Raw genomic sequence first — 25187 nt, forward strand, 5'->3', positions numbered from 1 at the left:
TTCGCGAGCTGTATCGATGCCCACCGATTCTTCCCCTGCTTACCACTCTTCCTCCAATCGCCGCAACTTTTTAACGGCCGTCTCTTCTTTGGCGATAGGGACCAGCCTGCTTCCGGAAACGGTTCAGGCCGAAGATAAACGGCCTATGCCTGGCAAGCCGGGTTTGCCGGTACTGCAAACCCCGACCGCTGACAGCATTGCGGTTGCCTGGTCGGCTCCCCAGTTAGCGACGGGGTGGGTGGAATATGGAACGACGCCTCAACTCGGCAAACGAACGTCTGTTTCTTCGAATGGGCTCAATCAACTTAACCGTCACTTTCTCTCGGCCCGTTTGCAAGACCTGCCTGCGGGGCAAAAGATTTATTATCGCACGGTAACCACACCAATTGACTTCCGAACCGCCTATCAAATCAAGCCGGGTGATCCGGAGGTTAGCGAAACGTTTACATTTCAGCTCCCAGACGCGGCGGCACCAACCGCTTCGTTTGCGATGATCAACGATACGCACGAAAAGCCAGAAGTCCTCCAAGCGATCATGAAACAACTTGCGGCCGAGCCAGCGGACTTTACCATTTGGAACGGCGACGTCTTCAACGATATCCGCACGGACGATCAAATTGTCGCTCAGGTCTTGGAACCAGCTGGCGGTGGCTATGCGGTCGAACGTCCGGTTTTGTTCACCAGCGGTAATCACGATGTCCGAGGCGTGAATGCACGTTCGCTCTCGCAGGCCATCCTTGATTGGCCCAGTTCGGCAGAGCTCGGGCGTTCGTTCGCCGTGCGTCAGGGGCCCTTGGCAATCATTGGTTTAGATACCGGCGAAGATAAACCAGATGCCCACCCGGTCTTCGCTGGTCTTGCCAATTTCGAGCCGTATCGCCAAGCCCAAGGAGAATGGCTGGCCGAAACCCTCAAGCGAGAAGACATCGCTTCGGCGCCCTACATTGTTGTCTTTTGCCATATTCCCTTGTGGGGCCTACCTGGCGATAACCCCGGGGACACGCTCGAAGGATATGCGAGCTACTCTCGGCAGTCGCAACAAGCCTGGCACCCACACCTGGCTGAAGCCGGAGTACAACTGGTGGCCAGTGGACATACCCACCAGTTTCGTTTTGATAAGCCGACCGAGGATCACTCCTATGCCCAAATCGTCGGAGGTGGTCCCAGCCTATCACGCGGCACCATTTTGCGCGGCTTCGCCGATTCCAAGCAGTTCAAGCTAACGGCGACCAGCATCGACGGCCAAGCTCTGGGCAATTGGTCATTCTCTCCCCGAACGGTATAGCCCCCCTCTTTTTGCCGAAATTAGCCTAATCCCCTTTAGGGCAGCCTAGGTTGGCCTGGCCACTGGCTTGTCGATCAATTTGCGCGGAAATGACCTGGTGATTCGGTGTCGTCTCATCAACAAACGTCGATCAGACAAGGCGATTCCCTCGGTATGACGCCTAGTCGCCCATAAATCAAGATTCAGCAGAAAAAAAACCAACCTAAGTCCATCTCAGAAAAGAATTTGCAAGCTGCGATTGGTGCAGCTTAGAATCGATGGGGTGTGATAGGATAAAGTGTTATGGGAACGGATGTTCCGCTGGATCGGTCGCTTTGGCCTGGGGCTTGGCATTCTGAAGCGTTTCTTATCCATGATTTACGATAGATCGGTCACAATTGGGGAAACTTAGGCAAACTCTTGCCCAAACTATTGATAACGACTGAGGTTCTCGCGAAGTAGATCGCAGGCGAGAAGTTTTCACCTGATGCCAATTGGTCGCGGCATCGCGTGATGACTTCCCAAGCCTTTGAAGTAGAGTCTTATTTGTTGTCGGGCAAGTGCCGCGACTTCCCTTGTGGAGACGACAATTGATTCGTATCGAAGTTAAAAAAGGCCCCATGCAAGGAAAGGTCTTTACATTTGAAGACCACGACATCTTCCTGTTCGGACGGGACGAGCAACATTGCCATGCTTCCATTCAAGAAGATCCATTCGTTTCGCGGCATCACTTTCTACTAGAAGTCAATCCGCCTCTTTCCCGCCTCAGAGATTTAGGGAGCCGTAACGGCACATTCGTCAACGGCACCAAGCATGGCGGCCGTGCCACCTTTGCGGCAGCCGAAGAGAACGCCAAAGTGGCCGGGCCCACGGTCGACCTAACCAATGGAGATGTAATCACCGCTGGCAAAACTGTTTTTCAGGTTTTTGTCGAAAACCAGAAGAACATCACAGCACCCCACGATATCGGGCGTGCTCCTTATCAGGAAGATGAACCGGCTGCTCCTTCGCCCGATATTCGCCGTACGATTTGCGAGATGCCAAGCCCGAACGCAGCATCCCATGTGGGCCGCCAAACAATCCATGAGTTGCCCCCCAGCCTGGGACGACAAACGATTGTCGAAATGCCTTCGCCATCGGGCCCCAGCATCGGGCGTCAGACCATCAACGAACCGGCAGACAGGCGGGACGAAATTGCTTTGATTGCTGGACGAGCCACGATGGTCGAAGGAGCATCTTCAACAGCTGGTGCCTTAGGTAGCCATGTCGGACATCACGAAACGGCTGCCTCCCCATTTCCCCAACGTCAACTTGGTGAATTCCCGATTCTTCAAGGATTCGAGTTTAACCAATCGCTTGGCACCGGCAGTTTGGGCGAAGTTTTTCTCGCTAAGCGAACGCTTGACAATAGTCCGGTCGCGGTGAAATTTCTCGCTTCGCGAATCAACATTGCAAAAGAAGCTCAAGACGAATTTCTTCAAGGGATGGAAACGAGCGCGCGGCTGAGACATCGCAACATCGTTCAGCTCTACGGCGCTGGCAAACTTGGCAATGAATTCTACTTCGTTACCGAATATTGCGATGGTGGCTCTCTCGCCCGCCTATTTCGGGCCAAAAAGAATTCGCTGCAGGCCAAGCATATCGCCGTTTCGCTTTATCTGCTGTTAGATGGTTTGTCGTATGCCCACGACAAAGGCTTGGTTCATCGAGATATCAAGCCATCGAATTTGCTGGCGACCAGAAAAAAGAAACGCTGGATTCCCAAGATATCTGATTTTGGCTTGAACAAGGCATTCGAAAAAGCAGGCTTCTCAGGGACGCCCCTCACAGAAACCACTGCGAGTAGCCTCCCCTACATGCCGCGAGAGCTTCTGACCGATTATAAATATGTCAATCCAGCAAGCGACGTGTTTAGCCTGGCGGCGAGTTTTTATCGAATCATCACAGGACGCTTTCCGCGCGGAGACGATAAGGGAAGTGACTCGTTATCGTTGGTTTTGCAGGGAGAAGTACCACTGCTGCGGAAGCGGTATCCAGGGATGCATGCGGGGCTGGCCGAAGTGTTAGATACGGCCCTCCGAACCGAGTGCTGCGAGCGATATCCCAACGCCCGTGAAATGCAAAATGCACTGCGAGCTATGATGAAGAAGGAAGGATGGGTGTAAGGAGAATATGGGAGCGAAGAAGGTCTGGATTGTCGGCGCTCGCGAAACGTGCGACATCGTGGTCGACCAGCCCACGGTATCCGGCGAGCATTGCCGCCTGGAATTTGATGAAGGACGCGTTTTCATCGAAGACCTTCAGTCGACCAACGGCACGTTTGTAAACGGCGAGCGGATTTTCAAACGCAAGCAAATTCATCCCGACGCGTTAGTCACGTTGGGCAAAAGCGTCACGATGCCCATGCCATCGCAGTTGACCGCACCGGCCCCTGCTCCTAAGCGTTCTCCTACTCCTACGCCGGCCCCTCCGGTCGATGCCCCTTTCGAGGACGAACCTGGCTTTCCGCTGCACTTACTCATTGGCAGTGGCGTGGCGGCGGCCGTTCTTCTGCTGCTGGTCGTCATCGCGATTATCTTCTGGGGCGGTGGTGCCGATACCCAAACGCCTAATGCGAACGATCCCGCAACCTCTGCATCCAGTGATAACGAGAATCACAACACGGCGGCTGCTCCAAAAGCCAAATCAAGCCCATCCCCTTCTCCCAGCGAGGCCGTAAAAAATCAAGCGGTTGTCGATCACCCAGAAGACGCCATCCATGTGATCGCCGTAGCCAACGCCGATCAGTCGCAGGTCTTTCGCATTGGCACTGGGGTCGCCGTCGGTCCTCATACCATTGTGACCTCAAGCACCGTGCACATGGTGCAAGAGCTACTGAGCAAGAAATATCCGCAGGTTATTTTGCTGGGCAAGCCTGCACTTACGATCGAAGAGTTCACCCCTCATCCCACCTACGTCGCCTCGTTTCAAGAGGCGGAAGAGGCCAAGGGGAAGTTCGATCAGATCTATTCCCAGGTCGAAACAACCGACTTATCAGAACTTCCCGACGAGCTCGCGCAGGCTCTAGAAGAAGCTTATCGTCATTACATGGTCATCGCCGAAAAGCCGAGCCACTATGATGTCGCCGTCATTCGAGTGACCGAGTCGATTCCGTTCTGGCTTCCGATAGCAAACAGCGCGGCCCTAATGCCTCGCGAACGACTGACGTTATTAGGGCATGGGTACGATCGCCTGGCGCCGTATTATGCTGCTGATTCCCCTCTCCCTATCAGCGATGCAATCATACGCGTGCAAAACAGCAGTGGGGTGGCTGGCGATACCAAGAACGCTCGGTTGGTGGTAGCCAAATTTGACGCGCCCGACCAAACCAAACTTCACTTAGATACCAACTGGAACGGCTCTCCCCTGCTGAATTCTCAAGGCGAACTTGTCGGGATCTATTCTCGTGCAACTCCGGAAATCAAGTTAGGCGCGCCTCCTACTGGCGAAACGTTCGATGCGACGGTTCTGGTCGATGTCTTGCCGTTTGTTCGTCAATTCACCAACAACTAATCGGGCATTGCCGAGGAAAGTACCATGCTCTGTCGTCTACTTCAGTGTTGCTTCATCTTCGGTGTAACAGCATTGCCGCTGGAGCTGGCGGACGCACAGGTTGTCATCGACAACAACAATCAGCGACCTTTTATTTACTCGCTTTCGCCTCACATGGAAGTTGGCCTCGTCTTTGGCCAAGCCGAATTAATTCGCTCTCAAGCCGAAGCGGCGGTCGACTATCAAACGGCCCGCACGATTGCCGCCGAAGCCTACAATATGGAACTGGATAACGCCCTTAAAACGGTCGACATTTACTTTCGCCGGCGGGAACTACGCGATGCTAAGGTGCTGAAAAATCACCTCGACGAAGCTGACAAAAGAAAGACGGGCGCACTTCGCCGCTTGGTCGATCACCCCGAAATGACCGGGGAAGGAATCACCAACGGCAAGGCGCTTAACACGATGAAAGAAGCCCTCCGCTCGAGCGTGCTTTCCTTTGCCTATTTGAACGAAGATTACGAAGTCGCGGACTTGATGTCTCGTTTGCAATTAACCCCGAAAGATCTTTCCAAAATCAATTTAAGACTTACAAACGTGCGAGGCGAAACCGGCACCTTTCGCGCCGATACGGGACAACTCAACACGTTTCAATGGTGGCCAAAGCTATTGCGTGACGACCGTTTCAAGACCGAGCGAGAAGCGATTGAAGCCAACCTAGCCTCAATTCGCCAAGCCGCATCGCAGCAATCGGAAATCGATCCCCAATTAACGGCTCAACTAGAAAGCTCGATTCTGGCGCTGGCCAATAAGTTCCTGGCAGAAGTCGACGGTCAGGCCATGGCTCGCAAGGGGGTCCAAGACTACTACATCTACCGGGAATCCGAAACCCACTTACAAAGCCTTTCGCATGCGGCTCGTCGCCTGAAACAAGTTGGCAAGGCAGACGGTGCTTTGATCCTGAGCGGCTACACGCCGTCTATTGATGGCCAAAACTTAACATCTCTGCTTTCCTACATGGTACGCAACGGTGTTGAATTCGCGCCGCCGGAACCGGGTAATGAAAACACCTACGAAAAACTCTTCGAGATGGCAAAAGGGCTCTACGTTGCGACTTCCAGTAGCAATGGTTCTCCCTAAGTAACTTGCGTAGATGTGGCCATCGTTCAACGTCGAGCCCGAGGATTTCGCCGAATAAGATTCAGCGGATGTCTGGGGCTTTTTTGGTAGACAGCCGAGAACAAACGGGGAGCCTCCGGTCCCAAAACGCAATACCGTAGCCGATCCGGGAAATTCAATCGGCTGCTAGTCTTCCGAACGTCGCCCTGACTGCTCTATCATGGGGTTCTGCTAAGGAATGACATTTTTTGCCTGCGTATTGTGACGATTTTAATGCAACCTGAGTTCTGGATTGATGTTGGCGGAACGTTCACCGATTGTTTGCTTCACCAACCAGGGCAACCGACTGCCCGGCACAAAGTGCTTAGCTCAGGCAAAGTCCAAGGCCAAGTCGGCGCTGGCAGCCAGCCAGCATTGATCGTCGATCTTACCCGTCAGTCCGATGCACGCGATGTTTGGCGTGGCTACGAATTTCAACTGCTCGACCGTCAAGGGAACATCGTCCAGAAGGCAAATGTTCGCTCGTTCGATCCCGCCACTTGCCAACTTTCCCTCGATACTCCGCTGACAGTTACTCCCCTTCCTGGCACGGTCTACTTACTAGATGGCGGAGAAGAGGCTCCCCTGTTGGCGATGCGTTACTTGTTGGGGATTTCTCGTGACGAGCCGTTACCGGCTGTTGATGTACGTTTAGGAACAACACGTGGTACCAACGCGCTACTCACGCGAACCGGCGAAAGAGTTGGGCTGCTGATCACTTCTGGCTTTGCCGATGTGCTGGAGATCGGCTCGCAAAGTCGGCCCAAGCTGTTCGATCTAAACATTCGCAAACCGACTTCATTGGTCACGAAAGTTGCCGAAGTGCGCGAACGGCTCGACGCGACCGGCGAAATCTTGCATCCTTTGGACGAGGCCGATCTTCGGCAGCAGCTTCGCAATCTTCAAAACGACGGCATCCGCTCGTTGGCCATCTGTTTTTTGCATAGCTACCGCCAGCCGCAGCATGAACAACGAGCAGCTCGGATCGCTCAAGAGTTTGGTTTCACCAACATCAGCGTTTCCCATGCGGTCGCTCCGTTAATCAAGATCGTTTCGCGAGGCGATACCACGGTGGTCGACGCGTACTTGAATCCAATTCTGCAAGACTATGTTCAACGGATTCAATCTGCCCTCGGCAAAGGTAGCCAACTGCGGCTGCTGACTTCCGCCGGTGGCTTGGTTGCGGCCGAGTCTTTTTCGGGGAAAGATAGCATCCTCTCTGGCCCCGCCGGAGGCGTCGTCGGCTTTGCGTCGGCCGCCCAAGCAATCGGCATGCGCAAGGCAATCGGTTTCGACATGGGAGGGACCAGCACCGATGTCTCCCGCTTCGATGGCACCTACGAACGCCAGTTTGAAACCGAAAAAGCAGGCGTGCGAATTGTTGCGCCGATGATGGCGATTGAAACGGTCGCCGCCGGTGGAGGATCGATCTGCGCGTTCGATGGCGTGAAGCTGGTCGTTGGGCCTGGCAGCGCCGGCGCCGCCCCTGGTCCGGCCTGTTATGGTCGTGGCGGTCCGCTAACGGTAACCGATATCAACTTCGCGTTGGGAAAACTTAAAGCAGCCCGGCTCCCCTTTCCCTTAGATGCCGAGGCGGTCGAAAACCGTTTAAAGCAAATCGCCGATCAGGTTGAAGCCGCCACCGGTATTCGCCGCTCTCCTCTGGAACTGGCCGAGGGCTTTCTGCAGATCGCCAACGCCAACATCGCCGAAGCGATTCGTACGATTTCGGTGGCCAAAGGGTACGATCCGCGCAGCTATCTACTGGTTCCCTTTGGCGGTGCTGCTGGTCAGCATGCCTGTGCGGTGGCCGATTTGCTGGGAGGATCGCAGCTGCTTTTTCATCCGAGTGCCGGCATCTTGAGCGCCGTGGGCATCGGTGCCGCAAATATCAATCGCTTCGCGACGCAACCGTTTTATGCCCCACTGCGCGAAGTCGCTTCCCAGCTTGACGGTGTTCTTGATAAGCTGAGCCAGCAAGCCCAGGCCGAAGTCGAGCAGGAAGGGGACTTTGATCGGATCGAACTGCAACCTCAACTAGAACTGCGTTATCGCGGTCTTGAAGCTTCGCTGACCATTGAAGCCTACCCGCTAGAGAATGCGACCGAACGGTATCACGCCGAGCATCGTCGTCGCTATGGGTACGATCGGAGTCAGCAAACCGTTGAGATCGTGGCAGCTCGGGTCGAAGCAATTGGGATTGCCCGCCAAGCCCAGAATTCTAGCGAGCGTGTGGCAACCTATTACCCAACTCCCAATCAAACCGTTGAGATCACCTTTCAAGGCAAGCCCTGCCACGCACAGGTTTTCGATCGAGATGATCTACGTCCGGGTGCCAAGATCGTTGGCCCGGCCCTGATCGCGGAATCGCTGGCCACGACGGTGATCGATCCGAATTGGCAGGCCGAGATGCTATCGGGCGGCGAACTTCTGGCCGCGCGGGTTGCCACTGCGAAAAAGGAGAACGCCGTAACGACTTCCTCCGCTACGATCGGTAACGAACCAGATCCTGTTTTGCTCGAGATTATCAATAATCAGTTCGCGGCAATCGCCGAACAAATGGGCGTCGCCCTGCAAAACACATCGGTTAGCGTCAACGTGAAAGAGCGACTCGACTTTAGTTGTGCTCTGTTTACCGCCAACGGCGACCTGATCGCCAATGCACCACATATTCCCGTGCATCTCGGGGCGATGTCGGAAACCGTGAAGGCGACCATCACGCGGCATCCCCACATGCAAGCGGGTGACGTCTTCGTGACCAATGATCCGTATCGCGGTGGATCACACCTTCCGGACGTGACCCTTATCACACCGATGTTTGCCACTACTACGGATACCTGCCCCAGTTTCTTTGCCGCCAGTCGTGCGCATCATGCCGAGATCGGTGGAATCGCCGCAGGCTCGATGCCTTCCGGTTCGACCAATTTGGCGGAGGAAGGGGTCTTAATCGATAACTTCCAAGTCGTTTCCGCAGGCGAACCGCAGTGGGAAGCGATGGAAGCTATCTTACGCGATGCCCCCTACCCTTCCCGCAACGTTCCCGACAACTTGGCAGACATCGCTGCCCAGATCGCGGCGAATCACCATGGGGTTACCAACCTGGACCAGATGATTCGGCATTATGGGTTGGCCATGGTTCGCTCGTATGCCGCTTACATTCAAGACGCCGCTGCCCGTAAAACTCGTGCCGCGTTAGCCAAAATTCCGTCTGGTATCTATCAGCTTACCGATCACCTTGACGATGGTTCTCCAATCGCGGTTTCCATCAACCTGCAAGGCGAAACTGCGACCATCGATTTCACAGGCACCGGCCCCGTGCTCGCGGGCAATTTGAACGCGAACCGCGCGATTGTTACCGCTGCGGTCATGTATTGTCTTCGCTGCCTGTTAAATGAGGAGATCCCTCTCAATCAAGGTGTGCTCGAACCGGTAACCATTATCTTGCCAGAGTGCCTGCTGAATCCTCCTCGCCACCACTCGCCTGCCGAATGCGCGGCGGTTGCCGGTGGGAATGTCGAAACTTCGCAGCGAGTGGTCGACGTTTTACTCGGCGCTTTGAATCTGGCCGCAGCCAGCCAGGGAACGATGAACAACCTGACCTTTGGCGATGCCAGCTTTGGGTATTACGAGACCATCTGTGGAGGCTCAGGCGCAACATCAACGAATGCTGGAGCTTCCGCTGTCCATACCCACATGACCAACACTCGGTTAACCGATGTCGAGGTCTTCGAGCTCCGCTTTCCCGTGCGACTCCATCAGTTCGCGATTCGTCGTGGCTCTGGCGGAGTTGGCCAACACCACGGCGGAGATGGTATCGTCCGAGAAATTGAATTCCTTCGTCCTCTCGATGTCTCGCTGTTGACGCAGCGTCGCGGCCCTTATGCTCCGTATGGTCTCGCGGGAGGCATGCCAGGCCAATTGGGTGAAAACCTTCTGCAAAGAAAGGGAGCCGAGGAAATCCGCTTGCCCAATACCATCAGCTTTCAAGTCCAGCCGGGAGACCGCCTCACTTTGCGAACGCCGGGGGGTGGTGGCTGGGGTAAACAGGGCGAACCGCTTGCCTGAAATGCGGCAGATTAAAAGGGAAGAATTCCACTTCGAGTTGTGTGGTTCTGGTCAATTACTGACCAAGCTGGTCGTGTATCAGGCCCCTTATTCCTTCTATTCGCCCATCACGCACGCCAGGTGTGCCAAAAGGGGATTGGTATGAAACATGCACTAGACTTCTAGTGTGCTTTAATACCAAAGGAGGCATGTCATGACTGCTTCAAACTCCAGGATTGATGTCGAAAAGCTCCCTGGGATCGGTGAGCCGACCTCTGTTAGCGAGTTCCCGGGCGACTCTAAACAGGCGTTTTCCCCTAGTGCGGACTACCTTCGGCTCGCGGGTGGGGAACATACCAGCACGCATGTCTCTTCGGGTGAAGTGCTGCTTTTTTGCGTTATCGGCAAGTTAGACGTGACCATTAACGGTCAGCACCACGACGTTACCGCCAACCAGATGATTTATATCGGCAAGGGGCTACCCTACCGTGTCGACGCGGTTATCGATAGCGCCCTGTTGGTGACAACCCTATTCAGCGATCAGGCGACCGCCAAAAAGACCAAGCCTGAGATCGATCGCAATAACGAGGTGGACGAGGCGTTGGAAGAAACGTTTCCGGCGAGTGATCCTCCCAGTTACAACGCCACGACGATTACCTGATTCGGTAACCACCCAATTAAAGAAACCGTACACAAACGAGGAGATTTCTCATGGCCACTGCCGAAGCACAACCCGAAGTCAACACAAACCTAATGCAAGCTATCGTCCTGCCACGTTACGGCTCGGCCGACAACTTTCAGGTAACCAGTATTCGCCCTCCCAAAATTACCGCCGATCAAGTGTTGATCAAGATTCACGCAGCAAGTGTGAACCCTGTTGATTGGAAGCTACGCCAGGGAATGCTTAAATGGGTAATGCCAGACATGTTGCCTGGGGTGCTGGGCTTTGATGCGGCGGGTGAAATTAGCGAAGTCGGCTACGCAGCCCAACAACAAGGTTGGAAAGTTGGCGACGCAGTCATGGCTTTCTCTGATAATACGCTCGGTGGTTGTTACGCAGAGTATGTGGCTGTCGATGCCAAGCTGTTAGCCCGCAAGCCAGACAATCTCTCTTACGAAGAAGCGGCTGGTATTCCGCTGGCAGGCACCACGGCTTGGAAGTCGCTAGTGAAGTTAGGGCAGCTTCATTCCGGCGACGAAGTCCTGATCAACGGAGCATCCGGAGGTGTGGGGACGTATGCCGTGCAAATCGCTAAAGCACTCGGGGCTAAGGTGACTGCGGTATGTAGCGAGAGCAATCATGAACTCGTCCGCAGCCTCGGGGCCGACGAAGCAATCGATTATCACCAGGTTAACATCACCCGTCTCAATCGCACGTTCGATATCGTGTTCGATGCGGTTAGTAAGTCTACCTATTCGGAATGCCGTCGCATTCTGAACCCAACCGGGCACTACATCGCTACGCTACCCTCCGTGGAGAATATCGGCTTCTCCGTCATCTCGAAGCTCCAGCGTCAAGGCTGTCATGTCGTGTTGGCTCGTCCCGATGGCGATACCCTGCGAGCTCTGGCTTCGCTGGCGAACGAAGGAAAGTTACGAACGGTGATTGATACCGTTTATCCTTTGAATGAAGTCGCCGATGCCCATCGCCAGAGCGAAGGGGAGCACGTTGTCGGCAAGATCGTGTTGCAAGTTCTTTCCGAAGAGACTTCCAACGACGAATCCTACGATTAACGCCCGTCGCGTCTCTTGGTGAGAGGTGGCCAAGTCTTATTCGCAAGGCTTGGCCACCTTTTTTTATGGATATCTTGGCAGCGGTATCCCCAAAATTATGGCCTGAGGCGAAGTTTCTGGGTCTGCCAACGGCCCCCTCCTGGTGCGAAAAACGGCTCTTCCCGGTACCATTTGTCGTGAGAAGGCTGTGTCAAACTTGGCACAATACCGGCAGACGATACTGACCTTGGAGTGAGCCAGAGATGTCTCAAGCGACCAACCCCCTGGTGGGTGTGATCATGGGTAGCAAGTCCGATTGGGAAACCATGCGGCATGCCTGTGAAATGCTGGAATCGTTCGACGTGCCGTACGAAAAGCGGGTCGTCTCCGCCCATCGCACGCCCGCTTGGATGAACGAGTATGCCACTACCGCCCAAGAGCGTGGTTTGAAGATCATCATTGCCGGGGCTGGCGGTGCCGCTCATTTGCCCGGCATGGTCGCTTCCCAAACGACGCTCCCAGTGCTGGGTGTTCCCGTGAAAAGCCGAGCCCTTTCTGGGCTCGATTCGCTTCTCTCGATCGTGCAAATGCCCGGCGGAATTCCTGTCGGCACGTTGGCTATCGGGGACGCGGGAGCCAAGAACGCGGCTCTTCTGGCCGTCCGTATTCTCGGCACGACCGATCCAGCCCTGCAAGCCAAGTTGGTAGCTTTCCAGGAAGAACAGACTAGCAAAGTGCTTGAGGACTCAGAACTGTGACCAAAACGGTACTACCAGGCGGAACCCTTGGTGTGCTCGGCAGCGGTCAGCTTGGCCGCATGTTCGCCATTGCCGCTCGCCGAATGGGCTATCGGGTTCATGTCCTTTCCCCCGACAAAGACACGCCAACCGGCCAAGTTGCCGATTTGGAAATCGAAGCCCCTTACGACGATCTCGCTGCGGTCGCGCGCTTTGCCGATTCGGTCGACGCGGTCACGTTTGAGTTCGAGAATGTTCCCCTTGAAACGGTCAACGTTGTCAACGAAAAGGTGCCTGTTCGCCCGGCTGGGCGGGTGTTGCATACCACGCAACATCGCCTGCGGGAAAAGACTTTTCTGCGTGATCATGGTTTTCCGGTCCCTAAGTTTCATGCCATTGGCAAACTAGCCGACCTAGACACAGCTCCCGACGCGCTGCTCCCTGGCGTGCTGAAGACAGCGGCTTGGGGCTACGATGGCAAAGGCCAAGCCAAAGTAACCGACCGCGATTCGTTACGGCGAGCCTGGACAGAAGAGTTGAAGCAGGAAGCGATCTTGGAGGAACTGGTCGGTTTCGAGAAAGAGTTCTCCGTGGTCGCTGCCCGTAGTATCGATGGCACGGTTCGCTGCTATGCCCCGATCGAGAACTTGCATACGAATCACATTCTGGACGTTTCGATTTCGCCTGGTCGACTTTCCGCCAAGGCCAGCAGCGAAGCGATCGAGATTGCCACGGCTGTGCTAACAGAGCTCGACGTGGTTGGCGTGCTATGCGTCGAGTTCTTCTTGGCACCCGGCGATCGTCTGCTGATTAACGAGCTTGCCCCTCGGCCGCATAACTCGGGGCATTTGACGATCGACTCTCATGTCACCTGCCAGTTTGAACAACAAGTGCGGGCCGTTTGCGGCTTGCCATTGGGCTCGACGGATCAGCTTCGCCCAGCCGCGATGATCAACTTGCTGGGTGACGTGTGGGACCCTGATATCCCCAATTGGGCGGCTGCTTGCGAAAACCCAGCAATTAAGCTGCATCTTTACGGCAAGCACCAGCCACGTCCTGGTCGGAAGATGGGCCACCTCACGGTTACTGCGGCTACCGTAGACGAGGCGGCCGACGAAGTGATGGCGGCCAAAAAGCGGCTGTCCACTCGCTAGGCATTTGCCTATTCTTCGCAAACACCGCATTGCAACGCCAATCCGCTGGAGAGGGGGAAACGATTGAAGTCGTTCCCCCGAGAAGCCGAAAACCATGAATAACAACCCACGGTTTTCGGCCAACAGCGAGAATGTGCCATGCAAGTTGAATCGGCGACTGCGCCCTCTCTCACACGTCAGCAACGCCGGGAAGCTACCGGCGAGCAGGTTCAAAACCTGTTCAACGAGATCCTGACGCAAGCAGGGCAAGCTGGCTATGCTTCCGCCGAAGCATACGACTCGGAAAACACCGTGGAAACGGACATTCAGCAGACCTGGGACGATTGGTTCTCGGTTAGCGATACGGGGAACCATCCTGAAGGGGTTCATTCCGAGGAGCTGAAAACTGGCTACGGCCAGATTCTGGTACGTGCCTACGAAGAAGGAGGCTACGCGGATCCCAAGGGTTTCCTCAATAGCCTCAGCGACGAGGACATGGAAATCGTTCAGCACGTGAATCGCTTGGCTGGTCCCATCGATACTAATGCCATCACCGAAGAAGGTGCCCTGAATCTTCTCGTTCCGCAACCTGCTCAGGTCGATGCAAACAACGACGGGCTCACGCAAGTAGGGGCAGCCAACCTCATTCGTTTCCCCGATAGCCGCACCCCCGATGCGGTGGTCGATGCCTGGAATGAAACGACGGCCGACATGTCCCCGAGGGACAAAATGATGTACCAGCTGCAGATGAAGCTCTCCGTCATGACGGCCAACATTATTGTCGACGACTATGGACAATTTGTGCGACAACGCGAGCCAGGGGATCCTGATTGGGTGAATCCGATGGCTGCGAAGGACTTCTCTTACCAAGACTTAGCCCAGCAGTTCTTGGACTACCTGGACTATTTCAAGAACCAGATTCCTAAAGACAAGTACGAAAAAGACACCGCCTTTTGGACCGATTTCAAACAAACGTTGGCCGAGCATGGGGCCAAGTAACGTTTCTTTAGACGTCACATAGCGCGACGCCATGTCGCAGCGAGCCAAGTTTGTCGTCCCAGGTCGGGATGTACTCTTGCACGACATAGCCGTCGTAGTCCGATTCGGCCACGGCTTTGATAATCGCGGCGTAGTTCATCTCCTGGTTTTCGTCCAATTCGCAGCGACCAGGATTGCCGGCGGTGTGCAAGTGGCCGATATAAGGCAGACCCTGCTGAAAACGGCGAATGACGTCGCCGTTCATTACCTGCACATGGTAAAAGTCGAACAGCAACTTCATGTTCGGTGAGTCGACTTGCTTGATCAAATCGATGCATAAGTCGACATCATCGCCGAAATAGCCCGGATGTCCCTTCATGGGATGCGAATCGTCGCGGCTGTTCAAGTGTTCGAGAACCAGCGTCACGTTCTTTGCTTCTGCATAGTCGATTACCGACTTCCAGAGTTCGACGCAGTTTTTCTGGCTCTGTTGGTCGCTGATTTCTTTTTCCCGCATGCCCGTAAACGTAATCACATTCTGGCAGTCCCACTTCACCGCGCGGTCGATCGCTTTTCGTAACTCGGTTCGGCAATGCTCGTGGTATTCAGGATTCAACGGGCCTTGCTTGAAACCATGCCCAGAGCAAAGCGAGACCTTGAGCCCGTGCTCTTTCATCAGTGGATAATACTTCGCATCGATCCCCTCGACACCGACCAGCCCCATGCGGGCACACGCCGGCACAAACTCTTCCATCGGCATCGGATTGAAACACCATGCCATGACGGACTGCTTGATGTTCTTACCGGTGGCGCGGAAATCTGCCGGAGGTATTTTCGCGGCTGAATCCTCGGTCGCCCAAACCGTTCCCCCTGCGGCCATGCTGCCGACCATCCCCGTTCCCAGGGCAGTCTTTAACAGATTTCGACGCGATACATGCGGAGTATTGTGGGGCATGGCAGATCGACCTCGGAAGGGAAAAGGGAGGTGCTTAGGAGTTGTCGAAGGGAAACGCCAATTGCGATTCGTCCGGCGGCTTGGCCCCGGGGTTCAGCTCTTGGAACAGCAAACTTGGCTGAATTCCTTGATTGTTCTGATACTTATCGCTGACGTATTCGGTAATATCGCCGGTAATTTCGTGGTAGAAAATCTGGCAGATTGGGACGTTCGGATAGATGCGAATCGGCTGCACCGCGAACATCTCTAAGGTCCAAAAACCTTTGAAGCCCACATCGCCGAACCCAGCAGTCACGTGAACGAACAGCCCTAGCCGTCCAATCGAAGAACGTCCTTCGATCATCGGGACGAAACCGTGCGTTTCGGTCAATTCGTTGGTCCGAGCTAGATACAGCTGATTGGGATTCAGCACGTAACCTTCCTCAGGAATAGTAATCCGCCGGACCCGATGAGGATGACGCATATCAAGGATTAGCTCCTCGTAGGTCATCAACTCGTCGTTTAGGGTCAAGTTGTAACTATTAGGATTCAACCGGTTCTCGTCATACGGCTCGATGAAGATCTTGGAGCCGAGATGTTTCCGAATTTCGTTACCGGAAAGAATCATGGAGGGGTCCTGGGTTATCCGCGAAAAACCACCAAGATTTCACGCAGGCGAGATGTCCAAAAAGAAGCCGAAGTGCTGATTATAGAACGATTTCACGAAAATAAAACGGAGTAGCTCTATCTGTCCCCAGTGAAAGCCCCCCTCGAACGAGGAATGAACACCGCTAAATGCTAGTTTCCACAGCGTTGTCGTTCATGCGACAACCGTTTCCTACGCAAAACTCTTCTCACGGTAATACCTTTACTGCCATCCGGTTTCATACTCAAAACTCGGTTCTAGCTATTTTGAGGATATATCTTTGTGTGCAACTGGCATCCTGCCAGGGTGAAGCAAAAACCCTGTCAGCAGGGCCGCCCGGGCAAGATGCCCGGGGCACCCGAGACAGGTTTGACTTCGTTTTGGTTTCATACTCAAAACTCCTTCCCAGCGTTTTCTTTGAGCAAAAACGATCTAACCAAGTTCATACTCAAAACTCGGTTCTAGCTATTTTGAGCATATCTATGTGTGCCGCTGGCATCCTGCCGGTGTGAAGCAAAAACCCGGTCAGCAGGGCCTCCCGGGCAAGATGCCCGGGGCACCCGAGACTGGTTTAACTTCGTTTTGGTTTCATACTCAAAACTCCTGCCCAGCGTTTTCGTTGAGCAAAAACGATCTAACCAAGTTCATACTCAAAACTCCTCTCACGGTTTGTTTTGAGTATGTCAGCTGGACTTCCCCTGCGGCTGACAAGATTCGTACCGCGCACGGCAAAACGCCGGATCCGCTGGCCCGTATTCAGATGTTACCGTAACGAGAAACTGTCCACTTAGCAAACCAAAGTTTGACAGCCGTTGAAGGAGGAAAGCGGGTTAGCTTACCCCTTCTTGCGGACAGAACTTTAAGAAGTGGCACGCTTCGCATTTCGGTTTACGAGCATTGCAAACCGCGCGGCCATGGTGGATCAGGCGATGCGAGAAGTCGATCCATTCTTTCTTGGGGACCACTTCCATCAGTTCCTCTTCAACCTTTACGGCATCCGCTTTCTCGGTCAGCCCCAAGCGTCGCGTGAGGCGGCCAACGTGCGTATCGACGACGATGCCTGAAGGAATTCCAAACGCAGTCCCTAACACAACATTGGCCGTTTTGCGTCCTACACCGGGCAGTTCGACAAGCTTTGCCAAATCTTGAGGGACTTCGCCGTCGTAGTCGTCGACCAGGGCCTGCGAGGCGGCGTGGATGTTTTTGGCTTTGTTACGAAAGAAGCCGGTGGTTTGAACCATTTTTTCCAGCGTTTTGACCGGAGCAACCGCCATATCGTGCGCCGTTGGATATTTGGCGAATAAGTCTTTCGTCACAATATTGACCCGCACGTCCGTGCATTGGGCCGAAAGAATGGTTGCAATCAACAGTTGAAACGGCGAATCGAAGTTGAGCGCGCACTCGGCATCGGCATAGTCTTTTTTCAACTGCCGCACTACGCGGCGGGCCTGGGCTTTTCGCTCGGCGAGATCTTCGATCATGGTGACTTCTTCAAGTGAGGCTGGCGGAACCACAGATTTGCACCTCAAGCCGCACGGTTGAGGTTCTGCCATAACTTTCGCAAAATTTCGAGCGTTTCCCCAGGGGCCTTGCCAGATCCGTAGGCAACTTGTCCATAAAGTTCGGCGGCACGTCGCACGTTCTCGGTTAGTTCGTCGAAGTGTTGCTCTAACATCAAAGCAAACTCCCCAGGCGTTTGCTCTTCCTTCCGAGCATGCCCCCGTTCATCGGCCCAAGCTTCCAAGGCTGAAAAACTATAGCGAACCCACTCTTCCGCTGGCTTCTTCTTCCAGGCCGGATCTTGGAACGGATTGCGGTACGAAGCAAATCGTCGGCGCGGCTTTTGTGCTGGTGCGGCCTCTTCTTGCTCGCCTGATTCCTTCTTCTTGCCACCGAACAAGCTATTCCAAAAATCGGCCCAAGCCTTGGCGATGTCTTCGTGGAATTTCCAAACGATAAAGAGGATGAGCGCAGCGACGGCCCCATAGACAACCAACTTTAACAAATCGCCCAAGTCTGGTAACGAGAACGAATTACTCCCAGAGGAAGGCTGCTGCTGCGTATCGCTTTGCTCCGATTGGCTAGAGTCTTCTGCAGACTTCTGAGGATCAGCATTCCCTTTCGCCTTGTCTGGCTGGTCGCTGTTAGACTGCGGCTTCTCCTTTTGCGAGTCGTTTGCTTGGTTGTTGTCTTGTTGCGGATCCCCTGATTTGCTTTGTTGTGAATCTTGCTGCTTCGCTTGATCCCCCTGCGGTTGTTTCGCTTGGCTATCTTGCGATTTGCCTTGGTCTGAGGAATTCTCGCCAGACTTCGAGTCGCTCTTGCCCGACTCTCCCTTTTGCTGCTGGTCGCTTTTCGCTTGATCGCCACTTTGTTTACTGGAATCTTGTGACTTCCCTTGCTTGGTCTGCTTACCGTTGGCATCGGTCTGCTTGCTGGGCTCTTTCCCGTCTGAGCGGGTTTCGTTCGACTTGGCGGAATCTTCGTCGGCTTGATCTTGGTTCTTGGTCGTACCGGCCCGGTCTTTGCGGTTATCTTTAGTGCCGTCTTCTCCTTGGGCATAACGCGAAGCCTGACGCTGCTGTTGATCTTCGTAGAAGGGAATCTTGGCCAGCTCGTACTCGGCATTAGGGCGAGGAAGAATCGAGACGACGATCAACGTGAGCGCGACCACGCCGAAGCCCACCCCCAGCCAGGTTCCGGTCATGCTCAGCGGCATTTCGACGCCGCGTTGTTGCAGGTAACGCCTTAAGCCGAGAAAGCTGGTCGTTACTAACAAGCACAACGCCGCAAAGACATAAGCAACCAGCAACTTGAAGAGATACCAACGGCTGTCTGGTGCCAGACTGGGGGCAAAGGCCTGACCAAAACCAAAGATGGGCAGCGCTCCCAGCGAAAAGTAAACGACCCACGCCCCCGGGGCAAACTTGGTGTTCGTCGGATTGAGCCAGGCATCGACCTTGTCGGCGAGAGTAACCGGCTTCTCTGCGGGCGACTGGCCAGTAACTCCTTCGATCTCTGGCTGCATCTGTGGGGCTGCTTGGCGTTCGCTGCTGTCTTCTTCTGCTTCTGGTCGTATCCACTGCATCAGCCCCTTCTTCGAGGCATCGATTGATTGCTCTAGCACTGTGCAGTCGTACACCAAACGAGTGCTGAGCCACCACACGCCAATCAAGATGAAAACAGCCAGAAGCATCGCATCGGGGACCAACCGCCAGACAGCATACAACATGGCCGCGCTGAATGCCGCCCCCAGCGTTGACGAACGGGCTACTCCTTCTTCGATATGCACCCGAGCCAGAGAGACGATCCCCAGCACAAACATACAAACGATCCAATTCAGACGGAATGTATGCGGACCGTGATAGAACAACCCGACGGCAAACAGCATCAAGCTGCCGACCAAAACCATGATCAGCGCCGGAGCAACGGCGACAATGGCATAATCGAGTTCGTTGAAACGAGGTCGCATGGTGGACGATTTACGCGCGTTGTTTTCGATTCGAGTTCAAAATAAGGGGTACGCTTGTTCCTGGCAGATCTGCCCGATGGCCTCTAACGATTTCAATTGCTTGGCCACCATCCGTTCCGCCAGCAGCATGCCGGCACCTTGGGCGAATTCGTATTCGTCGAAACAGTTAATGATGGGCGTCACCACGTAACCGCTGCGGACAAGATTGCCCAGCGCCAAGGCCATTTCAGGCGTTACCGTCGTCAGAATAGGAATGACCGTGGCATCGCGTGGCAAATCGCTATGCATTTCCAAAAGGAGCGAAGGGAGTTTAAGCCCTTCGTTTTTCTCGCTACGGGCCATCATGTGGCGAATCTGCTGGAACTGCTCGGCGCCGCGACGCGTGCGTACTTTTTGCGGGGCCAGACGTGGATCGCGATCGACCTTCCCGGCAGACTTCCGCGCGGCATCGCGTGTGCGGGCATCGAAGTCCCACCCTTCGTATTTCATTCGCTGAGCAGCATCGACGGAGTTGGTCACGATGCCCACTTGCTGGTCCATCAACTGCACCGCATTGGCAATCGCCACCGCGCATTTAATGGAAAGCTCGCTACGGATCGGTTCGTCTTTCGCCGGAAAACTATCGGGGTGCATATCTAGCAGAATGCTCACGCCGGCGATGCAGGTGGCTTCGTACTGCTTGCTATGCAGTTGGCCCGTTCGTGCGGTCGAGGCCCAGTGAATTCGATTGAGCGGATCTCCTAATTGATAGCGGCGCACGCCTGCAATTCGCGAGGGATCTTCAAACAAGCGAGACTGCATTTTGATCTCGCCCAGGGGACGCTTAGAAACCAAGTCAAAACCTTCGAGCGGAATGATGGCCGGTTCGACGGTGATGAACTCGGGCTCGGCAATCATCTTAAATTGTTTGTACAAACCGAAAACGTCACCCGTTTCGAGTACGGCTGGGCCTAGTTGAAAATAACCTCGTCGATTGCAAAGAATGCGGTAGGTCAACAGACGTGTCGAACGAGGCCACAGCATGGCCAAGAACAAACGCTTGCCTTGTACTTCTAAAGCAGGCGGACGAGTGACGATCGCGTGACGTGGCAAGAGATCTTCGACCAGCATCCAGGGCATGGGGATCACGCCGTCATAACGTAGCGTGATTCCGACGGTGATTTCGTCCCCTTCTTCTACATCCAGCCGACTCACGTGCCGCGTACCGGCCAGATGCATCAGCCAATAACGAACCAGCAAGCGCGAACCGAGGATCACGGCGATCAGCGCGTACATGGCATACACCATCAGCCCTAGCCCAAAGACCAGGGCAATTGCCAAGAGAACCGCCGCCCCCAAGATCCAACGCATTAAACCGGTGCCTCGTCGATCATCGGAACCGGGACTTCCTGCAAGATGTCCTCTAAAACGTCTTGCGAGGTCACCTTTCGCAGGCGGCTTTCGGGCCGCAAGATCATGCGATGCCCCATGACCGGAGCAAGGACTCGTTTGACGTCGTCGGGCAAAACGTAATTGCGTCCGAGAATCGCCGCCAACGACTGGCTTGTCCGAAACAGGGCCAACGAAGCACGAGGACTTGCCCCGAGCATCAACTGGTCGTGCCTCCGCGTGGCATGGACCAGTTCGACAATGTAGCGTTGGACTTTTTCGTGAATCTTGACACTCCGCGTCGCTTTCTGGCAGGCCCGCAGTTCTTCTTTGGTCACCACCGGGCCGATCGTTTCCAACGGATGCTGCTTGCGCGAGGCGGAGAGCATCTTCAGTTCGTCTTCCATGTTGGGATAGCCAAGACTGAACTTCATGAGAAAGCGGTCCAACTGCGCTTCCGGCAGCGGAAACGTGCCTTCATGATCAACCGGGTTCTGCGTGGCAAGCACCAGAAACGGCGGATCAAGATCGTACGTGACCCCATCGATCGTGACGCGCGATTCGGCCATCGCCTCGAGTAGTGCGGCCTGGGTGCGGGGTGTTGTCCGGTTAATTTCGTCCGCGAGAAGAATATTCGTGAAAACCGGCCCCTGGCGGAATTCAAACTCGGAAGTCTTCTGATTGAAGATCGAAGTCCCAGTGACGTCGGTCGGCAGCAAGTCGGGCGTGCATTGAATGCGTTTCAGCGTGCAGCCAACGCTTTTCGCTAAAGCCCTTGCTAGCATAGTCTTAGCAACACCGGGCACGTCCTCCATCAGGATGTGACCTTCGGAAAGCCAAGCAACCAGCGAAAAGACGACCTGCTGACGCTTTCCGAGAATGACTTTCTCAACATTTCCCAGAATCTTTTTTATCGTTGCGGCGACATCCATAGAGACTTCGTATTTTGGTTTTCAAGATAAGCGAGCAAATGGCGAATGGCCTTATTATGAAATAATTTGTGGCAATTGCTCGTCCTTGGGTTTGATTTTTAAAAATTGACATTGGCTTGGTCTGGAGGATATGATCATATCCCTCTATCGGGGAATCAAGAAACTCTTTTTCAAACCGGTTCGTCTATCAGCAAGACTGAATGTTATAACGTTGTTTTCGGATGAGCTACGCGCGCTTTGGCCAGCTTCCCTAGCCCAACCTGATTGTGAACCTCATGTTACTGCCACAAATCCGAACCACCAGCCTGCGCTTAACTATCTTGTTATGTGGCTTGGGGCTCTTGCTTCCAGTCTCGGTAGAGGCTCGCATTTGGACCACAGCCGAGGGGACCAAGGTAGAGGCTGAATTGGTCGAGATTGTCCAAGACGGCAAGGGGGTTCTCTTAGACGTCAAAGGGAAACGGTACGAAGTCAGCTTAGAGCGTCTTTCCGTCAGAGATCAGGCATACGTCGAAGGCCTGCAAGATGCCATGCGACGCCCCACCGCCGCCGAGATTGAGAAAGATATCGCCGATGATATCGCGGAAGATGCCAAGTCAGAAAAGGAAAAGGAAGTCGATAAAGAGCCGAATACCATTCGCCTGAAATCGCGTCGGACTTGGACCTCGCGGGAAGGGGTTACCGTTGATGCCCAATTCGTGCGGATGCGAGGGAGCATTGTCCTGTTGAAGCTGAGCGGTTTTAACTACGACCAAATCGACTTCTACGATCTTTCCGTAGAAGACCGCCAGTTTATCTACGATGCCCATGCCGCGATGGGCAAAGCCGACATGATTCCACCGGTGCGAAATGACTTGACCGATCCTGGCATGGAGCCTCCGGCCTACCAAGAGCATCCTCCCACCCCTTCGAACCCGCCGATGTCACCGGCCTCCGGAACCGGCAGCAGCACTTCAGATAGCGAAGAGAACCTACCCCCTAACGGTTTCGGCTCGATTGAAGGTTCCGATTCTGGAATCGCATTGCCTGATAACGGTTTCGGAGCGATCGATCCGACTACCACCCCTTCCACACCGTTCGACGCGGAAGTGAAGTTACCAGCCTCTGGTTTTGGTGATCTTTCCAATACAACTCCAGAAGCCACGGAAGTTCACGAATCCTTCACTCCTGTGGGGGGCAATCGTCCGAAGAAAGTTGGCCTCCCCAATTCGACGATTGTCGATTCTTCTTCCGGCTCTGAGAGCGACGACGATCGTCCTCTGTTTGATGTCGCTTCGATTCCTGCGCGGTCACCGGGAGGTTTCGATGAACCAACAAGCAATTCGCCAACGCAGACAACCCCAGAGCCCCAGTTACCTCCCACGGGCAATTCGCCCAAGCGGACCACCTCGGCCCCCGATCCATTTGGTTCGTCGGCAAGTGGTGGAAGCAAACGCCCTGCCCCTTCTTCCCCAAAATCTGGCGGGGATGGCAATCCGCAATTTGGCAATTCACAGCTGTTTACCCCATCGTCGGAATTCACCCCCATAGAACCTCCCGCGCCGCGCGAATTCACGACGGCAGACTGGAATCTTCAAGTTTTTGCGGTGGTAATGCTTTCTGGCGGCTGCTTGATGATGGCCGGAGGGTATATGTGGTTGATTGCGTTGGCCTTTATGGAGAACCTGGAATGGGGACTACGCAGTCTGATCCCAGGCATGGCCATCATGTTCGGTATTTCCGAATGGGACAAAGCGAGCGTTCCTTTGTTGACCATGCTGCTAGGAGTTTGTTTAACCCTCGGCGGATTTGGTTTACTATTAGGCATAAGCTAGAGCATTTCACAGCTGCCGCAGCTAGTCTCCTGGGACGTTGCGGCAACTAGAGAAAAGCTCTTAATCGACCAGCCAAGCGATTCGGGCAAGACTCGTTTAGCGTCCTCGGTTATATTAATTGCCACAGAGATCGCCCCTTCTCTTAGCAGACCCTTGGTAGCAGAACATCGACAGTCTGCACCCTTGTCGTCCCCTAGTAATCCATCCCCGGAATCGGGAGTTCCTACACCATGTTGGCCAGCCGACATTACTTGCTAATTCCTACTCTCTTTTGCTTACTGACCGCTTCGGCCTTGGCTCAAGAGTCGCGTGAGTGGACCGACAAAGGGGGCAAGAAGCTGACGGGTACCTTTGTCGAGTTGATCACCAAAGACTCGAAGGAATTGGTCAAAATCCAAGGAGACGATGGAAAGCCCTACTCGATCCCCCTGAATGTGTTTAGCGAAGCCGATCAACAGTACGTCAAGCAGACGGTGGCCAAGCAGAACAAGCCAGATTCTCCGCCGGTGAAAGACGAACTCGATGAGGACCGGCTGTGGACGAACTTCCAGGGACGCTCGTTGACCGCGCGTTTCGCCAACATGAAAGATGGCTATGTCTATCTCATTCGTGGCAATAAAGGGCAGCCCCCGATCTCGTTCTACCTTTTAAGCCAAGACGACCAAGACTGGCTGCGGAAACAGCTGGCTCTGAGAGGAGAAGCCAACAAGATCCTTCCGCGTGAAGTGATGGAACGGGTTAATCCCACGATTCACAAAGAGCTGGACGAGTACATGAGCAAGCTTGCCGCCACCAGTGGCAAGTCCGACAGCTCGCCCATGCAACCTTCTAATCCCCTTCCCCCAGCCGGCGCCCCTTACGTTCCGCCGTCTGAGTCAACGCCCACATCCAACGGCGGCGATCCTAACTTCCAAAGCCCTGGTGGCGGGCAACCGGCCGGCATGCAGCCTGGCGAGAACGACCTTGCCGCCAACGATGGCCAGCCTATGGAGAGTACCTCGCCTGAGACCGGCACAGAATCGCCTAGCTTTCCTGATCGTTTCAGTAGTAACCCAGCACAAGATGTCGAACCTGGCCACTGTCCTGGTTGCCGCCTGGAATTACCAACCGGTTACGGCCCCGGCGACCATTGCCCACGGTGCAATTTCTTCCTCGAAGAATGGGTTCAACCTGGCACCGGAGCACCACTTGTCGCGTGGTATCAAAGCTCGACGCTTTGGTACACCGTGGGGGGACTTTTGATCGTTTTAGGGATCTTGGCTGTATCGGCGAAGAAATTTAGTAACTAGCTTCTTTTCCTGCTTCTTTGCCGGTCAGGGCTGGAATTTATTGTCTGGGCAGAGAACAATCTTTTAGTTCTTAGCCCTCCTCGAACCAAGTTTTGCCCATGGTTCCCATCCGCAAGATCCCTGGGCAGCAGGCTCGAATCCCATTACCATGAACGCCAACTGACTGGCAGCAAC

The 25187-nt window shown here is 54.5% G+C and carries 18 protein-coding genes; 12 read left to right on the forward strand and 6 right to left on the reverse strand.

Annotated elements, in window-relative coordinates; all coding sequences use genetic code 11:
• Window positions 1-16: 16 nt before the first annotated feature.
• From DTL42_RS04960 to DTL42_RS05005, 10 genes are all read left to right on the forward strand, one after another.
• On the forward strand, window positions 17-1285 hold the full coding sequence (locus DTL42_RS04960) for a metallophosphoesterase family protein (RefSeq protein ID WP_114367558.1): 1269 nt from the start codon (window positions 17-19) through the stop codon (window positions 1283-1285).
• A gap of 569 nt (window positions 1286-1854) precedes the next feature.
• Entirely contained in the window at window positions 1855-3429 is a 1575-nt protein-coding gene (locus DTL42_RS04965) for a protein kinase domain-containing protein (RefSeq protein WP_114367559.1), read from the forward strand.
• Window positions 3430-3436: 7 nt separating this feature from the next.
• Window positions 3437-4816 carry an FHA domain-containing protein gene (locus DTL42_RS04970; RefSeq protein WP_114367560.1) on the forward strand — a complete coding sequence of 460 codons (1380 nt, stop codon included), beginning with the start codon at window positions 3437-3439 and terminating at the stop codon, window positions 4814-4816.
• 24 nt (window positions 4817-4840) lie between these two features.
• Window positions 4841-5935, forward strand: coding sequence for a hypothetical protein (locus tag DTL42_RS04975; protein WP_114367561.1), 1095 nt, complete (start codon window positions 4841-4843; stop codon window positions 5933-5935).
• A gap of 252 nt (window positions 5936-6187) precedes the next feature.
• Window positions 6188-10018 carry a hydantoinase B/oxoprolinase family protein gene (locus tag DTL42_RS04980; protein ID WP_114367562.1) on the forward strand — a complete coding sequence of 1277 codons (3831 nt, stop codon included), beginning with the start codon at window positions 6188-6190 and terminating at the stop codon, window positions 10016-10018.
• 193 nt (window positions 10019-10211) lie between these two features.
• Complete coding sequence (locus DTL42_RS04985) at window positions 10212-10658, forward strand: cupin domain-containing protein (protein ID WP_114367563.1); 447 nt, start codon at window positions 10212-10214, stop codon at window positions 10656-10658.
• 50 nt (window positions 10659-10708) lie between these two features.
• Window positions 10709-11731 carry an NAD(P)-dependent alcohol dehydrogenase gene (locus DTL42_RS04990; RefSeq protein ID WP_199590024.1) on the forward strand — a complete coding sequence of 341 codons (1023 nt, stop codon included), beginning with the start codon at window positions 10709-10711 and terminating at the stop codon, window positions 11729-11731.
• 242 nt (window positions 11732-11973) lie between these two features.
• Window positions 11974-12468: a 5-(carboxyamino)imidazole ribonucleotide mutase gene (purE, locus tag DTL42_RS04995; protein WP_114367564.1), complete on the forward strand. Its 495-nt coding sequence runs from the start codon at window positions 11974-11976 to the stop codon at window positions 12466-12468.
• Window positions 12465-13601: a 5-(carboxyamino)imidazole ribonucleotide synthase gene (locus DTL42_RS05000; RefSeq protein ID WP_114367565.1), complete on the forward strand. Its 1137-nt coding sequence runs from the start codon at window positions 12465-12467 to the stop codon at window positions 13599-13601. Before purE ends, DTL42_RS05000 begins: the two co-directional genes overlap by 4 nt.
• 138 nt (window positions 13602-13739) lie before the next feature.
• A complete protein-coding gene (locus DTL42_RS05005) occupies window positions 13740-14579 on the forward strand; it encodes a hypothetical protein (protein ID WP_114367566.1) in 840 nt (279 codons plus the stop codon).
• Between the two features lie 7 nt (window positions 14580-14586).
• Here DTL42_RS05005 and DTL42_RS05010 read toward each other — a convergent pair whose 3' ends face one another.
• The 6 genes from DTL42_RS05010 to DTL42_RS05040 all read right to left on the reverse strand — a co-directional run bounded on the left by DTL42_RS05010 (window position 14587) and on the right by DTL42_RS05040 (window position 21910).
• Window positions 14587-15513, reverse strand: coding sequence for a TIM barrel protein (locus DTL42_RS05010; protein ID WP_234824075.1), 927 nt, complete (start codon window positions 15511-15513; stop codon window positions 14587-14589).
• A 34-nt stretch (window positions 15514-15547) separates the two neighbouring features.
• The gene (gene dcd / locus DTL42_RS05015) at window positions 15548-16120 is read right to left on the reverse strand and encodes a dCTP deaminase (RefSeq protein ID WP_114367567.1); all 573 of its coding nucleotides are present in this window, start codon (window positions 16118-16120) and stop codon (window positions 15548-15550) included.
• 848 nt (window positions 16121-16968) lie between these two features.
• Window positions 16969-17619, reverse strand: a complete 651-nt coding sequence (gene nth, locus DTL42_RS05025) for an endonuclease III (protein WP_114367569.1) — start codon at window positions 17617-17619, stop codon at window positions 16969-16971.
• A gap of 44 nt (window positions 17620-17663) precedes the next feature.
• Complete coding sequence (locus DTL42_RS05030; protein WP_114367570.1) at window positions 17664-19610, reverse strand: DUF4129 domain-containing protein; 1947 nt, start codon at window positions 19608-19610, stop codon at window positions 17664-17666.
• Window positions 19611-19646: 36 nt separating this feature from the next.
• Window positions 19647-20960 carry a DUF58 domain-containing protein gene (locus DTL42_RS05035; RefSeq protein WP_114367571.1) on the reverse strand — a complete coding sequence of 438 codons (1314 nt, stop codon included), beginning with the start codon at window positions 20958-20960 and terminating at the stop codon, window positions 19647-19649.
• A complete protein-coding gene (locus DTL42_RS05040) occupies window positions 20960-21910 on the reverse strand; it encodes an AAA family ATPase (RefSeq protein WP_114367572.1) in 951 nt (316 codons plus the stop codon). Before DTL42_RS05040 ends, DTL42_RS05035 begins: the two co-directional genes overlap by 1 nt.
• Before the next feature lie 275 nt (window positions 21911-22185).
• Between DTL42_RS05040 and DTL42_RS05045 the strand changes: the two genes are divergently transcribed.
• Together DTL42_RS05045 and DTL42_RS05050 are read left to right on the forward strand one after the other, a co-directional pair.
• A complete protein-coding gene (locus DTL42_RS05045) occupies window positions 22186-23724 on the forward strand; it encodes an SHD1 domain-containing protein (RefSeq protein WP_114367573.1) in 1539 nt (512 codons plus the stop codon).
• A 230-nt stretch (window positions 23725-23954) separates the two neighbouring features.
• The gene (locus DTL42_RS05050; protein ID WP_114367574.1) at window positions 23955-25013 is read left to right on the forward strand and encodes a hypothetical protein; all 1059 of its coding nucleotides are present in this window, start codon (window positions 23955-23957) and stop codon (window positions 25011-25013) included.
• Window positions 25014-25187: the final 174 nt, after the last annotated feature.

This window comes from Bremerella cremea (genome assembly GCF_003335505.1).
Classification (GTDB): domain Bacteria; phylum Planctomycetota; class Planctomycetia; order Pirellulales; family Pirellulaceae; genus Bremerella; species Bremerella cremea_A.